Origin of the sequence: Mesorhizobium humile (genome assembly GCF_033977215.1) — a bacterium.
GTDB classification, from domain to species: Bacteria; Pseudomonadota; Alphaproteobacteria; order Rhizobiales; family Rhizobiaceae; genus Mesorhizobium; species Mesorhizobium humile.
This window is the reverse complement of record NZ_JAVIIV010000005.1, coordinates 267091-280440: the sequence shown is the minus strand read 5'-3', so window position 1 is coordinate 280440 and position 13350 is coordinate 267091. Positions and strand designations below refer to the sequence as shown.

The following is a 13350-nucleotide window of genomic DNA, read 5'->3' as shown; positions in this document are numbered from 1 at the left end:
TTCACATGAGCGTCTGGCCGAGGTGGCTGACGTTTGTGATTTTGGCCGTCGGGTTTCTGTCCGCTGCGACGTCGGGCGCGAGGGCAGAAGTCCGTACGCTCAAGCTCTACCATCTGCACACGCATGAGAAGGCCGAGATCGTCTACAAGCGCAATGGCCGCTACGATGCGGAAGGCCTGCGCAAGATCAATATCATTCTGCGCGACTGGCGCCGCAACGAGCCGACCAAGATGGATCCGCGGCTGCTCGACCTGGTCTGGGAAGCCTATCGCGAAAGCGGCGCTACCGACTATATTCAGGTCGTCTGCGGCTACCGCTCGCCGTCGACCAATGCGCTGCTGCGTTCGCGCAGCCGCGGCGTCGCCGAGAAGAGCCAGCACATGCTGGGCAAGGCGATGGACTTCTACATCCCAGGCGTGCCGCTGAAGAAGCTGCGCAACATCGGCCTCAAGATGCAGGGCGGCGGCGTCGGCTATTACCCGACCTCCGGTTCGCCCTTCGTCCATATGGATGTCGGCAATGTGCGCCACTGGCCGGGCATCAGCCGCCAGGAACTGGTCAGCCTGTTCCCGAACGGCAAGACGCTGCATGTGCCGAGCGACGGACGCCCGCTGCCCGGCTATGAGCAAGCAGTGGCAGCGTATCAGGCGCGCAAGGGCGCCGGCACGCCCAATATCGAACTGGCCAGCGCCGGTGGCTCGACCAAGCGCTCCGGCGGATTGCTTGCCGCCTTGTTCGGCGGCGGCGCCGACGAAGCCGATGACGCGGCCGATGAAAGCGCTCCGGCGCCTCAGCAGAAAGCTGTGAAGCAGGTTCAGGTCGCCAGCGCTGCCACGGCCCGCAGCAGCAACCTGCCGGGCATCGCGATCGTTTCGCCGAAGGATGCCAAGCGCGCCAACATTCCGCAGAACGCGGATGACAGCGCCGACGATTCGCAACAGCCGCAGCAGGATACGCCGGAGACGATCATCGCCGCGCTGCCGCCGAAGGAAATCCCGCTGCCCGACTTCGCGCCGCGTCCCAAGGTCGATGTCGGCCAGCAGACGCCGCAGAACGTGCCGTTCGCCACGGCGGATGCCTCTACGACGACGGAGCAGGCGGTTGCGACGGCCCAGGCGCCCGTGCCGGACAAGGTTCCGTTCGGCGCAGCCAGCGCCGCGGAGGCCGCGAGCACGGATCCGGCGCAGGTGGCGGTCAACAACATCCCGCTGCCGACTTGGCGTCCCGACCACTCGACGCCGGCGGAACTGGCGTCGAAGGACAAGAACGTGCTTCTGGCGCTGGCCGAAACCGCTTCGCAGGACAAGAGCGCGACCGATGCGTTCTCAGTGCTGCCGACCGCACGGCCGCAGCCCGGCAAGCAGGATGAGGTCAAAGCCGTTCTCGAACAGGCCAATGCGACCGTCGAGGCCGGCGGCGCCGGCGCCGAATACCAGCTCGCGTCGCTGACCGAACCCGAGCCGCGCTCCGCGTTCAACGATCCGTCGGGCGTCGATGCGGCCTCGCCGCGCCAGGCCATCGCCGCGCTTCCGGCCGGGACCGATCCCGCGAAGGCGATCGGCGGCAGTGTGAAGACGACGGCCAAGGAAGGCAGGGCGTCCGCTCACGATCTGAAGCCCGGGCCCAAGGCCATGGTGGTGGCGCCGCCGCCGCAAGCCGCGCGCTGGGCGCTGGGCAGCGGCGTCAACATTGCCTCGGTTTCCGACCCGACGACGGCGCCGCGCTACGCCTACAACATCGTGCACACGCCGCCGAGCGAAGTGTATACGGCCGGTTTCCAGGCGGATGGCCAGGTGCCGGACGCAAGCCGTTTCACCGGCAACGCGGTGAAGTTCCTCTCGGTCGCGCGCTTCCAAACGAAATAGGCGAGCCAGCGTGGCCATCGCAAAGCCGCGTTGGCCCGCCAGCGCGGCTTTTGTCTTTCATGGCATGCGCCGCTGCCTGGTTGACCACCCCATCTTCCCGCTTCGTCTAATGGTAGGACAGCGCCCTTTGAAGGCGTGAATCGTGGTTCGAATCCATGAGCGGGAACCAGTCGGCGAATACGGATTCCACCACCAGCACGCGATCACACAGGGTCGTGAAACGGGAAAGGCTGCCGCTTGGCGGCGCGGGGGCGACGCACCGACCGATACTTCGACGAGAACGCTCTCGCTGCCCTGGTGAAGGCGCCGATTACTTCTTGAGCTTGCTCGCCTCACGCGCCAGCGCTTCGATCTCGTCCCACTTGCCGGCCTTGATGAGATCGTCGGGCGCGACCCAGGAGCCGCCGACGCAGATGACGTTGGGCAGGCTCAGATAGTCGGCGGCGTTCTTGGCGGTTATGCCGCCGGTCGGGCAGAACTTCACATCCGCCAGCGGCGAGGCGAAAGCCTTCAGTGAAGCGATGCCGCCGGACTGCTCGGCCGGGAAGAACTTCAGGAAGCGCAAGCCGGCTTCGCGCGCGGCCATGATCTCGCCGGGCGTGATGGCGCCGGGCAGCAGCGGCACGGGACTGTCCTTGGCCGCGTCGAGAAGCTGGCTGGTGATGCCGGGGCTGACGATGAATTTCGAGCCGGCGCGGGCTGCCTCGTCGAACTGCCTGGCGTCGAGGATGGTGCCGGCGCCGACGACCGCGTCCTCGACTTCGGCGGCAACGCGGCGGATCGCTTCCAGGGCGTCGGCGGTGCGCAGCGTGATCTCGATCGCCGGCAGGCCGCCGCGCGAAAGCGCGCGAGCAAGTGGTACGGCATCGGCAACATTGGCGATTTTGAGCACCGGGATAACCGGCTGACCATTGAGAAGCGACAGGAGCTTTTCGGTCTTGCTGGTCATGTGCTGGTCTCCATTTCGATCACTTTAAACCGATTAGCAGAAGGGATATGCCAAGTCCACGAAGGGCGGCGTGTCGTGATGTCACGTCGTGATGTGCCGGCGTCGTCTGCCTTGAAACGGCTTTCACCACGGTCTAGTGGCATTGCCATGACAATAGCCAAGGAAATTCAGCCCGTCTGCGTCGCCGCGCTCTATAAGTTTGCCCGGCTCGACGGATACGAGGCCCTGCGCGCGCCACTCGCGGCCTTCTGTTGCGGGCGCGGCATCAAGGGCACGCTGCTTCTGGCGCATGAAGGCATCAACGGCACCGTCGCCGGCAGCGAAGGGGCGATTGCCGCTCTCGTCGACCATCTGCAGGCCATCGAAGGCCTTGCCGGGCTGGACGTCAAATACAGCAGCGCCGCCGAAATGCCGTTCCACCGCATGAAGGTACGGTTGAAGCGCGAGATCGTGACCATGGGCGTCGAGGACATCGATCCGGCGGCGAGCGCGGGCACCTATGTCGCGCCGGCCGACTGGAACGCGCTGATTTCCGATGCGGATACCTTGGTGATCGACACGCGCAACGCCTATGAGGTTTCGCTCGGCACCTTCAAGGGCGCGGTCGATCCCAAGACCACCAGCTTTCGCGAATTCCCCGCCTGGATCGAGCAGCACCGTGAAGAGCTTGAGGGCCGCAAGGTGGCGATGTTCTGCACCGGCGGCATTCGCTGCGAGAAGGCAACGGCCTATGTGAAGTCGCTCGGCCTCAAAAACGTCTTCCATCTCAAGGGCGGCATCCTGAAATACCTGGAAGACGTCCCTGCCGATGAGAGCCTGTGGCAAGGCGAATGTTTCGTCTTCGACGAGCGGGTGTCCGTCTCGCATGGCCTAGCCGAGGGTGAAGCGGAGCTCTGCCGCGCCTGTCGGCACCCGCTGACGGTCGAGGACCGGCTGTCGTCGAAATACGCGATCGGCGTTTCATGCCCGCATTGTTTTGAAATGCGCTCCGACGAGGATCGAGAACGCTATGCTGAACGCCATCGCCAGGTGGAGCTGGCGCAAGCGCGCGGCGGCAAGCGCCATATAGGCAGTTAGAACTCCACCGAATAACGATCGATCGCCCAAAGCCATGTTCCGTCGCTCTGACGGCGGGCGACCTCGCTGGTTATGCTGCCGTCGGGAAGCTTCGTCGACGTCAGCGCCAGGTCGCCGTTGACGAGGGCAGGGCGCTGCTCGCCGCGCTGGAATTTACGACCCGCGGCGATGCCCTGTTCGAACAGCGCGCGGATGGCGTGCCGGCCGCGAACCGGCCCGTCATCGCCGCTGTCGACGACGGCGTCGGGCTCGAACAGCGCCAGCATGCCCTCGATGTCGCCGGCCCATTGCCGATCGATCAGCAGACGCTCGAGATCCTGCGGATCGCGCGCCGGCTCACGGGTTTCTGCACTCGTCATCCAATCGCTCCTTTCCGAAATTGGCGCGATCCTAGCTGAAGCCCTCCGCCGTTTCGACACATGGAGGAGATCGGCCAGCTGCCTTCGTCAGGCGGCGAAGTGTCCGCCGTCATTGTAATGTCGGGGTGCGGAGCCTACCTCTTGCCCGTCCGAAACCTTGCCCGCGCGCATTCGGCCGGGCCAATTCTGGAGGCATTGATGCTCGACCCCAAGAAGCTGCTCGACGATCTTCTCGGCTCGCAAATCCCTGGGACCGGCTCGACCGTCCGCGACAAGGCCGGGCAGGCGGTGCAGATGGCGAAGGACAATCCGCTGGCAGCCGGCGCGCTTGCCGCCGTGCTGCTCGGCACCGGCACCGGCCGGCAGGTAACGGGCGCGGCCGTCAAGCTCGGCGGACTGGCTGCGATCGGCGGCCTCGCCTACAAGGCCTATCAGAACTACAAGGCCGGCAAGGAGCCGGCGCAGGCGCCGACCGCAAGCGAGCCGGAACTGCTGCCGCCGCCCGCCGACACCGCCTTCCACCCCTCGCAGGCGCCGCAGGGCGAGGCCGAGTTCACGCTGACGCTGGTCAGGGCGATGATCTCGGCGGCGAAGGCCGACGGGCATGTCGACGACGACGAGCGCAAGAAGATCGCCGACAAGCTCAAGCTCGCCGGCATCGGCGCCGAAGCGGAAAAGTTCCTGCTCGCCGAGCTGGAAAGCCCGCTCGATCTCGACACGCTGGTCGCCGGCGCCAAGACCGATGCGCAGAAGCTCGAGCTCTACACCGCCTCGCGGCTGACCATCGATCCCGACACGCGCGCCGAGCGCGGCTATCTCGACCTGCTTGCCGGCCGGCTCGGTTTGCCGGACGCCCTGGTCGATCATGTCGAAGCGACGGTTTCGGCGGCCAAGGTGCCTGCGGGAAGCTCGCCCTGGTGAGCAGGGTTAGCGGGTGCGGTTGCCGTTAACTTCTCGTTAACCCAGCAAGCGCATCATTCTAACCAGTCGGACCGGCTTTTCCTCCTCCCAAGCGCGGTTCAGATCGGGGCGGTCGCTAATGGCCGCCCTTTTTGTTGGCATGTCCTTATCCGCCAATAGCGGCTTGCCATGATCCCCGGCATTTGCGATGCCACGTCTTTCCATCCATGACCGGGAGGAGGACGGCGATGACAGCCATAGCAGAGAAGACCGCCATCGTTACCGGCGCCGGCACCGGCATCGGCAAGAGCGTGGCGACGGCGCTGCTCAAGGCAGGCTGGAACACGGTGTTCTGCGGCCGCCGCAAGACGGTGCTGGAGGAGGCGATCGCAGAAGCCGGGAAGACGCAAGCCAAGGCATTGGCCGTCGCCTGCGACATCAGCAAGGCGCCAGAAGTGGACGACATGTTCGAGACCGTGCTCGAAGCCTTCGGCCGCGTCGACCTGCTCTTCAACAATGCCGGCATGGGCTACAAGTCGACGATGATCGACGAGATCCCGGTCGAGGTCTGGAACGACGTCGTCGGCGTCAACCTCACCGGCTCGTTCCTGTGCGCGCGCGCCGCCTTCGGCGCCATGCGCCGGCAGAAGCCGATGGGCGGCCGCATCATCAACAACGGCTCGGTGTCGGCCTATGCGCCGCGCCCGGGCTCGGTTCCCTATACGGCGACCAAGCATGCGATCACCGGGCTCACCAAGACGCTGGCGCTCGACGGCCGGCCTTTCGACATCGCCTGCGGCCAGATCGACATCGGCAATGCGCTGACCGAGATGGCGCAGCCGATGACGGTCGGCGTGCCGCAGGCCAATGGCTCGATCGCCGCCGAAGCGGTGATGGATGTGCAGCGCGTCGCCGACGCGGTGCTGCACATGGCGAGCCTGCCGCTCGACGCCAACGTGCTGTTCATGACGGTGATGGCGACGAAGATGCCGTTTGTCGGGCGTGGGTGAACGCGAGTTCCCTCACCCGGATGGGGGTCACTTCTTCAGGAACGCCTCGATCCGTTCCAGTGCGCGTAGGATATTTTCCTCGGAATTGGCGTAGGAAAGCCGGATATAGCCTTCGCCGAGCACGCCGAAATCGGGGCCGCCGATGAGCGCCACGCCGGCATCCTCCAACAGCGCCGATGCAAGCTTCTTGGCCTTCCAGCCGGTCTTCGAGACGTTGGGGAAGGCATAGAAGGCGCCCTTCGGCGTGATGCAGGAAATGCCGGGCAGCGCGTTCAGCCCCTCGACCACGATTCTGCGGCGGTTGTCGAAGGCGCGCATCATCTTCTCGACATCGTCCTGCGGGCCGTCGATCGCGGCGATGCCGGCAAACTGGCTCGGCGCGTTGACGCAGGACCAGCAGTTCACCGCCAGCTTGCGCACCTTGTCGTAGAGATGCGCGCCCTTGTCGCCGTTCGGCCAGATCGACCAGCCCATGCGCCAGCCGGTCATCGCCCAGGTCTTCGACCAGCCGTTGAGCACGATCAGCCGATCGCGGATTTGGGGGAAGTTGAGCAGCGAAAAGTGCGTCTCGCCGTCATAGGTCATCACGTCGTAGATCTCGTCCGACATGATGGCGACCTGAGGGTGCTTCTCCAGGCCCTTGACCAGCTTCTCGATCTCGCTGCGCGGGGTGACGCCACCGGTCGGATTGGCGGGCGAGTTGAGGATGAGCAGCCTGGTCTTCGGCGTGATCAGCGCCAGCGTCTCCTCCGCCGAGAAGGCAAAGCCGTTTTCCTCGCGGATCGGCACCGGCACCGGAGTGGCGCCGGTGAACTCGATCATCGAGCGATAGATCGGAAAGCCGGGATCGGGATAGAGGATCTCGGCGCCCGCCTCGCCGAACATCAGGATCGCGGCAAACATCGTCGGCTTGCCGCCCGGCAGGATCATCACATTCTCGGGCGAGACCTCGACGCCGGTGGTGGTCAGCGTGCGGCGCACGACCGCCTCGCGGGTGGCTAAAAGCCCGTTGGCCGGCGTGTAGCCATGGTGGCCGTCGCGCAGCGCCTTGATCGCCGCCTCAACGATGTGCTGCGGCGTCTTGAAGTCGGGCTGGCCGATGCCGAGGTTGACGATGTCACGGCCCTGATGGGCAAGCGCTGTGGCCCTCGCCAGCACCGCGAAGGCATTTTCCTCGCCGAGACGGTCGAAGGCCGCGATCGTGTGGAGCATTTTTCCCGTCCCTGTGGTTCTTTCTGTGAGCGAGCGTTTTTGTGACCGTCCGCCGGTAAAAGTCAACGGATTGGAGTGGCAGGTGTCGGAAGATCTGAAGAATTGGCAGCCGCGCCCGCGGCCGGAACGCAAGGCAATCGAGGGACGCACCGTCAGGCTCGAGCCGCTGAGCGCCGCCAAGCATGGCGACGGCCTTTACGAGGCCTCCTCCGTCTCGGATGTCGGCGGACGTTTCGCCTGGCTGCCCGATTACCCGCCGGAAACCCGCGCCGCCTTCCAGCCCTGGCTCGACAAGGCCGAAGCCAGCGAGGATCCGCTGTTCTTCACCGTCATCGACAAGGCGAGCGGCAAGATCGCCGGGCGCCAGACGCTGATGCGCATTGACGCCGCCAACGGCGTCGGGGAAATCGGCAACATCTATTGGGGGCCGCTGATCTCGCGCAAGCCGGCGGCGACCGAGGCGCAGTTCCTGTTTGCGAAATATCTCTTCGACGATCTCGGCTACCGCCGCTACGAGTGGAAGTGCAACAACCGCAACGAGCCCTCGAAACGCGCCGCCGAGCGCTTCGGTTTCAGGTTCGAAGGCATCTTCCGCCAGCATCTTGTGGTCAAGGGTGAAAACCGCGATACGGCGTGGTATTCGATCATCGACAAGGAATGGCCGGCCTTGCGCCAGGCCTATGAGGGCTGGCTCGATCCGGCAAACTTCGATGGCGAAGGCGGCCAGAAGAGGCGCCTCGAGGATTTCCGCGCCGAATTCGGAGCGTGACAGGGAGTTTGGCGATGGCGCATGACCACGGTTCACATGATCACGGTTCCGCCGGTCATAGCCATGGCGCCGGGCATGTGCATGGCTCGACCGATAAGAAACGGGTGCTGATCGCGGCTTGCCTGACCGGCGGCTTCATGGTCGCTGAGGCGCTTGGCGGTCTGCTCACCGGCTCACTGGCGCTGCTCGCGGATGCCGGCCATATGCTGGCGGATGCCATCGCGCTCGGCCTTGCCTGGTACGCCTTCCATCTGGCGGGGCGTCCGGCCACCGGTCGTCTCACCTATGGCTTCGGCCGGGTGAAAACGCTGGTCGCCTACACCAACGGCATCGCCATCTTCGTCATCGCGCTCTGGATCGTCTACGAAGCCTGGGGGCGGCTGTTGCACCCGTCGCCGGTGCTGGGCGGACCGATGCTGGTGGTGGCGGTCGCCGGCCTTCTGGTCAACATCGCCTCGTTCTTCGTACTGCATGGCGGCGATCGCGAGAGCCTCAACATGCGCGGCGCCATCCTGCATGTGCTGGGCGACCTGCTGGGGTCGGCCGCGGCAATCGTCGCCGCGATCATCATCCTGGCGACAGGCTGGACGCCGATCGATCCCATCCTGTCGGTGCTGGTTTCGCTGCTCATCCTGTCGACGGCATGGTCGCTGATGCGCGAGGCCGCGCATGTGCTGCTCGAAGGCGTGCCGGCAAGCCTCGACCGCGATGTGATCGCCAAGGATATCGAAGGCGCGGTCAAGGGGGTGCGCGAGGTGCACCATATGCATGTCTGGTCGCTCGACGGCACCTCCAACATGGCGACGTTGCATGCTTGCCTCAACGACGGCGTCGACGCGCATATGGCGGTGAGCGCCATCAAGAAACGGCTTGCAGCCAAGCATGGCATCGAGCATGCCACTGTCGAACCCGAATTTGGCCAATGCGCGGACAGCCATGACGAGCACGACCACCATCACGATCACGATCATGACCACGCGCACGATGCGCCGCGCGATCGCCGGCACTATCACTGATCGCTGCGTGATGACAAAGCCGAACAGCCTCGAAACGAAGAATGCCAGTTGATGGATCGTGACACCCGCAACGCGGCGATCGCCGCCGCCGTGATACTGCTTGTGTTCGGCCTCGCCGCCTATTTCCTGCCGGCCATCATGCTGGCCGCTGGCAAGGTATCGACGGTTCTGGCGGCCATCATCGCCGCGATCTTCATGGTCGGGCTGTTCGTCGTCCTGTGGCTGCGCGGACGCAGCCAGCGCAAGAAAGGTCTCTGAAGATGAGAATTCTGATCACCGGTGCCGCCGGCATGGTGGGCCGCAAGCTGATTGCCCGGCTGGCCAAGGACGGGACGCTGCGCGGGCAAAAGATAACGGCGCTCGACCTGCATGACATCGTGGCGCCGCAGGCGCCGGCGCTCGCGGGTGTCGATGTGTCGATCCACACCGGCGATCTTTCCGAACCCGGGGCCATGGCGGCTCTCGTGGCTCCGCGCCCGGATGTGATCTTCCATCTGGCCGGCATCGTGTCTGGCGAGGCGGAGGCCAATTTCGACCTCGGCTACCGCGTCAATCTCGACGGCACGCGCGCCCTGTTCGACGCCGTGCGGCTGGCGGCGTTCGCGCCGCGCCTCATCTTCACCTCGTCGATCGCCGTGTTCGGCGCGCCGTTCCCGGACGTCATTCCGGACGAATTCCATCCGACGCCGCTCACCTCATACGGCACGCAGAAGCAGATGAGCGAGGCGCTGCTCGCCGACTATACGCGGCGCGGCTTCTTCGACGGCATCGGCATCCGGCTGCCGACGATCTGCGTGCGCCCTGGCAAGCCGAACAAGGCGGCGTCGAGTTTCTTCTCCGGCATCATCCGCGAGCCGCTCGCCGGCCAGGAAGCGATCCTGCCGGTGCCGCGCTCGGTGCTGCACACCCATGCCAGCCCGCGCTCGGCGGTGAATTTCCTCATCCATGCGGCCGAGATCGATGGCGACAAGGTCGGTCCGCGCCGCAACCTGACAATGCCTGGTGTCGCCGTCACCGTCGGCGAGCAGATCGAGGCGCTGGAGCGCATCGCCGGCGCCGAGGTCGCGAAGCGGATCCGCGAGCAGCCCGACGAGGTCATCTGGGCGATCGTCAAAGGCTGGCCGACACGGTTCGAAGCCAGGCGGGCGAGGGAACTCGGCTTTGCCGCCGAGAAGAATTTCGACGACATCATCCGTGCTCATATCGAGGACGAACTGGGCGGCAAGATCGCCTGATAGGGTTCAGACGCCGCCCGACAGGCTGGCCGACAGAAGCAGCAGGCCGACGATGAAAATGAAGGCGGCGCCGCCGATCTCGACGATCGAGTGGATGCGGTTGCCGATGCGTCCGTCGCCGGCGAAATAGACTGCCCAGTTCTTGGCCGTCACGGCGATCGTCGCCAGCGCCGACACCGTAATCGCGGTGCCGATCGACATCGCCAGCACCGACAGCAGCCCACCTACCCACAGTCCGTTGAGCAGCGCGAAGCTCAGCACGATCAGCGCGCCGGAACAGGGGCGGATGCCGACGGCCGCGACCGCCGACCAGGCCGTCTTCCAGTCGAAGCGGTCGCCCGACAGCATTGCCGGGTCCGGCGCATGCGAATGGCCGCAGGTCTCGCAGACTTCGCCCGGGCCATGGTCGTGGTGGGCGTGCTCGTGCGCGGCGTGATGATGGTGCTCATGCGCGCCATGATCGTGGGCGTGCGCATGGTCATGATGATCATGATCGTCATGCACATGCAGGGAATGCGCGGCGTGCGCATGTGCGTGCGAATGGCCCGCATGCGAATGCGCGTGAGCATGCGAGTGGCCCGCATGCCCGCCATGCGAATGGCCGGCATGGGCCGCCGACAGGCTGTAGGCAGGGGCTCTGCCGAACAGGCGCAGCACCGACGGACCGAGCTTGCGCCACAGCAGCCAGGCACCGAACAAGGTGACCAGCACAAAGCTGGAGATTTCGAGGAACCAGGCCGCGTCGGTCATCGAGATCGCGGTGCCCCGCAGCACGAAATAGGCAAGCATCATGACGACCACTGCCGTCAGACCCTGCAGCAGCGCCGAGACGAAGGAGAGCAGGATGCCGCGTCTCAGCGCCACCTCGTTGGCCACCATGTAGGAGGAGATCACCGCCTTGCCGTGGCCGGGTCCGGCAGCGTGGAAGATGCCATAGGCGAAGGAAAGCCCGATCAGCAGCCAGAGCTTGCTGCCGTCCTGGCGCATCGCCTTCATCGCGGCCGCCAGCGAATGGTAGAATTCCTGCTGCCTGAGATTGATCCACATCAGGATGTGGGCGAACGGGCCGGTGGTGGTCGGCGCCATGCCGTCATTGGTGCCGATGCCGAGCGAGCTTTGCGCGTGCGCGACGACGGGCAAATGAGTGATCACCAGGGTGGTGGCCAAAAGGCCGAGCGCTAAGCGGATATTCGTGGGATGCCCCACGAATATCCGCTTAGATTCCCTTGCTTGTCGCAGGTTCCGATCGCAAAACCGTGGGACACTTTTGCGGAACCTGCTTACGCGCAGCGACGGTTTCATCACCAAATCATCCTTCCGGCGAGCAGTTCAACTCGAGCTTGGTGGCGAAGATCTTGCTCATGTCGGTGCCTGTCGGATCGTTGAAGAACGCGTCCGTCAGGGTCTTCTGGTTTTCCTTGATCGCCTCGTCCGGATCGGGCCGGACGACCTTCTTGGTGCAGGTCGAGGGCAGGCCTTCGACGGTGAGGTTGGCGTCGTCGGTGAAGTCGATCGCCGTGTAGAAGGTCGGATCGTAGACGCCGATGTCGATCTTGCCCGTCAGCTTGATCGGTGCCTTCGGCTGCGACTCGAACAGGATGATCAGCTGGTCGTTGTCGAAGTTCGCCATCAGATGCGGCGGCGGCACCATCGGCACGTCCTTACCGTCCTGGGTGACGAGCTGGAAGTAGTTGAACTCGGCCAGCGAGGAATGGACGGTGTCGGCCACTTCCTTGAGCTCTTTATCGTCAAGTTTCAGATCGGAGTTCTTGTCGAACTCCATCATCACTGTACTTGAAAACAGGTCGTCGAAGCGCCAAAGGTGGCGCAGCGCCGTCACACTTTGGTGATCCTGGCTGAGGATGACGTCGAGCCGGGCTTCGGCAAATACATGCGGGTGCACTTCGGCCTGCTCGACCGAGGCGAACGTGGCCGCGAGGGCCGAAGCCAGCATGGTGGCTTGCCGTTTCAGATGCATTCCGTGCCGCGATTCCATTGACTTCGAGGGCGAGCCCGAGAGTTAGCATAAAGGGGGCGAAATTGGGACGCCTGCTCAGGCTCCCGTATCGCGCGTCTTGAACCACTGCGCCAGGAAGTCGACGAACACCCGCACCTTGGCCGGCAGATAGCGCCGGTGCGGGTAGACGGCGAAGATGCCGGTGCCCGCCAGGATGCGGTCGTCGAGCGCGGTGACCAACTTGCCGGACGCGACGTCGGGGGCGGCGATGAAATCCGGCAGCATGGCGAAGCCCAGGCCAGAAAGTGCTGCGGCTCTTGCCACAATCGGGCTGTTGACCTCGATCGGGCCCGACACGGCGACGCTCACGGAGTCTTCGCCTTCGCCCTTGAAGCGCCAATTGGCCAGCGAGCGGCCGTTGGTGTCGACGAGGCAGGGCATGTTGGCGAGATCCTGGGGCCGTGTCGGCTTGCCGTGCTTGGCGATCAGCTCCGGCGACGCGCAAAGCCTGACCGAGAACGGCGCCAGCCGCCTGGCGATGAGCGAGGAGTTCTCCAGCCGCGAGATGCGCACGGCAAGATCGAAACCTTCCTCGACAAGGTCGACGAACCGGTCGTCGAGATGAATGTCGAGCACGATGTCGGGATGCTGCCTGGCGAAGTCGACCAGCGACTGACCGATCGGCGCATCGGCGAAGGTGCGGGCGGCCGACAGCTTGATCCTGCCGCGAACGTCGCCGGAAGACTGGCGCACCGCCTCGGCGAGGCTGTCGACCTCGCGCACGATCTCGGAGGCGCGCTGATAATAGGTGTGGCCGGCTTCGGTCAGCGAGAACTGGCGCGTGGTGCGGTTGAGCAGCAGCGCGCCGAGCTCGTCCTCCAGCTCGCGCACATATTTCGACAGCAGCGCCTTGGAGCGGCCGATCTTGCGCCCTGCGGCCGAAAAGCCTTCCGCCTCGACCACGTCGATGAAGGCGCGCATGCGCGTCAATGTGTCCATGG

14 protein-coding genes and 1 tRNA gene are annotated in these 13350 nt (G+C 65.0%); 9 read left to right on the top strand and 6 right to left on the bottom strand.

Annotation, left to right across the window (positions count from 1 at the left end; genetic code table 11):
• The first annotated feature begins 5 nt into the window (after positions 1-5).
• Both RFM52_RS11220 and RFM52_RS11215 read left to right on the top strand, forming a co-directional pair.
• Entirely contained in the window at positions 6-1865 is a 1860-nt protein-coding gene (locus RFM52_RS11220; RefSeq protein WP_320293130.1) for a peptidoglycan L,D-endopeptidase MepK, read from the top strand.
• Between the two features lie 95 nt (positions 1866-1960).
• Positions 1961-2034: transfer RNA gene (locus tag RFM52_RS11215), tRNA-Gln, on the top strand.
• 141 nt (positions 2035-2175) lie between these two features.
• On the opposite strand, the gene RFM52_RS11210 is transcribed toward RFM52_RS11215, so the two are convergent.
• The gene (locus tag RFM52_RS11210) at positions 2176-2814 is read right to left on the bottom strand and encodes a 2-dehydro-3-deoxy-phosphogluconate aldolase (RefSeq protein WP_320293131.1); all 639 of its coding nucleotides are present in this window, start codon (positions 2812-2814) and stop codon (positions 2176-2178) included.
• A gap of 147 nt (positions 2815-2961) precedes the next feature.
• Here RFM52_RS11210 and trhO point away from each other — a divergent pair, with 147 nt between their 5' ends.
• A complete protein-coding gene (gene trhO, locus RFM52_RS11205; RefSeq protein ID WP_320293132.1) occupies positions 2962-3891 on the top strand; it encodes an oxygen-dependent tRNA uridine(34) hydroxylase TrhO in 930 nt (309 codons plus the stop codon).
• Here trhO and RFM52_RS11200 read toward each other — a convergent pair.
• Positions 3888-4250 carry a YybH family protein gene (locus tag RFM52_RS11200; protein ID WP_320293133.1) on the bottom strand — a complete coding sequence of 121 codons (363 nt, stop codon included), beginning with the start codon at positions 4248-4250 and terminating at the stop codon, positions 3888-3890. The genes trhO and RFM52_RS11200 overlap by 4 nt on opposite strands.
• A 198-nt stretch (positions 4251-4448) precedes the next feature.
• On the opposite strand from RFM52_RS11200, the gene RFM52_RS11195 reads away from it, so the two are divergent.
• Positions 4449-5171, top strand: coding sequence for a tellurite resistance TerB family protein (locus RFM52_RS11195; protein WP_320293134.1), 723 nt, complete (start codon positions 4449-4451; stop codon positions 5169-5171).
• Positions 5172-5398: 227 nt separating this feature from the next.
• Entirely contained in the window at positions 5399-6160 is a 762-nt protein-coding gene (locus RFM52_RS11190) for an SDR family oxidoreductase (RefSeq protein ID WP_320293135.1), read from the top strand.
• A 27-nt stretch (positions 6161-6187) separates the two neighbouring features.
• Here RFM52_RS11190 and RFM52_RS11185 read toward each other — a convergent pair whose 3' ends face one another.
• Positions 6188-7372 carry a pyridoxal phosphate-dependent aminotransferase gene (locus RFM52_RS11185; protein WP_320293136.1) on the bottom strand — a complete coding sequence of 395 codons (1185 nt, stop codon included), beginning with the start codon at positions 7370-7372 and terminating at the stop codon, positions 6188-6190.
• Between the two features lie 82 nt (positions 7373-7454).
• Between RFM52_RS11185 and RFM52_RS11180 the strand changes: the two genes are divergently transcribed.
• From RFM52_RS11180 to denD, 4 genes are read left to right on the top strand one after another with little or no spacing between them, the layout of a single operon-like run.
• Positions 7455-8141, top strand: a complete 687-nt coding sequence (locus tag RFM52_RS11180; protein WP_320293137.1) for a GNAT family N-acetyltransferase — start codon at positions 7455-7457, stop codon at positions 8139-8141.
• A gap of 14 nt (positions 8142-8155) precedes the next feature.
• A complete protein-coding gene (locus tag RFM52_RS11175) occupies positions 8156-9157 on the top strand; it encodes a cation diffusion facilitator family transporter (RefSeq protein ID WP_320293138.1) in 1002 nt (333 codons plus the stop codon).
• Between the two features lie 51 nt (positions 9158-9208).
• Complete coding sequence (locus RFM52_RS11170) at positions 9209-9415, top strand: hypothetical protein (RefSeq protein WP_320293139.1); 207 nt, start codon at positions 9209-9211, stop codon at positions 9413-9415.
• A gap of 2 nt (positions 9416-9417) precedes the next feature.
• Positions 9418-10392 carry a D-erythronate dehydrogenase gene (denD, locus tag RFM52_RS11165; RefSeq protein ID WP_320293140.1) on the top strand — a complete coding sequence of 325 codons (975 nt, stop codon included), beginning with the start codon at positions 9418-9420 and terminating at the stop codon, positions 10390-10392.
• Positions 10393-10398: 6 nt separating this feature from the next.
• On the opposite strand, the gene RFM52_RS11160 is transcribed toward denD, so the two are convergent.
• The 3 genes from RFM52_RS11160 to RFM52_RS11150 form a co-directional block, all read right to left on the bottom strand.
• Positions 10399-11544: a nickel/cobalt transporter gene (locus RFM52_RS11160; protein ID WP_430699201.1), complete on the bottom strand. Its 1146-nt coding sequence runs from the start codon at positions 11542-11544 to the stop codon at positions 10399-10401.
• 157 nt (positions 11545-11701) lie between these two features.
• Complete coding sequence (locus RFM52_RS11155; RefSeq protein ID WP_320293142.1) at positions 11702-12370, bottom strand: DUF1007 family protein; 669 nt, start codon at positions 12368-12370, stop codon at positions 11702-11704.
• Positions 12371-12445: 75 nt separating this feature from the next.
• Positions 12446-13348, bottom strand: coding sequence for a LysR family transcriptional regulator (locus tag RFM52_RS11150; RefSeq protein ID WP_320293143.1), 903 nt, complete (start codon positions 13346-13348; stop codon positions 12446-12448).
• Positions 13349-13350: the final 2 nt, after the last annotated feature.

Excerpts from the sequence above, each read along its gene's own strand:
- RFM52_RS11190 (WP_320293135.1), top strand. The coding sequence starts at position 5,399 with ATGACAGCCATAGCAGAGAAGACCGCCATCGTTACCGGCGCCGGCACC.
- RFM52_RS11175 (WP_320293138.1), top strand. The coding sequence starts at position 8,156 with ATGGCGCATGACCACGGTTCACATGATCACGGTTCCGCCGGTCATAGC.
- RFM52_RS11155 (WP_320293142.1), bottom strand. The coding sequence starts at position 12,370 with ATGCATCTGAAACGGCAAGCCACCATGCTGGCTTCGGCCCTCGCGGCC.
- trhO (WP_320293132.1), top strand. The coding sequence starts at position 2,962 with ATGACAATAGCCAAGGAAATTCAGCCCGTCTGCGTCGCCGCGCTCTAT.
- RFM52_RS11220 (WP_320293130.1), top strand. The coding sequence starts at position 6 with ATGAGCGTCTGGCCGAGGTGGCTGACGTTTGTGATTTTGGCCGTCGGG.
- RFM52_RS11200 (WP_320293133.1), bottom strand. The coding sequence starts at position 4,250 with ATGACGAGTGCAGAAACCCGTGAGCCGGCGCGCGATCCGCAGGATCTC.
- RFM52_RS11195 (WP_320293134.1), top strand. The coding sequence starts at position 4,449 with ATGCTCGACCCCAAGAAGCTGCTCGACGATCTTCTCGGCTCGCAAATC.
- RFM52_RS11185 (WP_320293136.1), bottom strand. The coding sequence starts at position 7,372 with ATGCTCCACACGATCGCGGCCTTCGACCGTCTCGGCGAGGAAAATGCC.
- RFM52_RS11210 (WP_320293131.1), bottom strand. The coding sequence starts at position 2,814 with ATGACCAGCAAGACCGAAAAGCTCCTGTCGCTTCTCAATGGTCAGCCG.
- denD (WP_320293140.1), top strand. The coding sequence starts at position 9,418 with ATGAGAATTCTGATCACCGGTGCCGCCGGCATGGTGGGCCGCAAGCTG.
- RFM52_RS11150 (WP_320293143.1), bottom strand. The coding sequence starts at position 13,348 with ATGGACACATTGACGCGCATGCGCGCCTTCATCGACGTGGTCGAGGCG.
- RFM52_RS11170 (WP_320293139.1), top strand. The coding sequence starts at position 9,209 with ATGGATCGTGACACCCGCAACGCGGCGATCGCCGCCGCCGTGATACTG.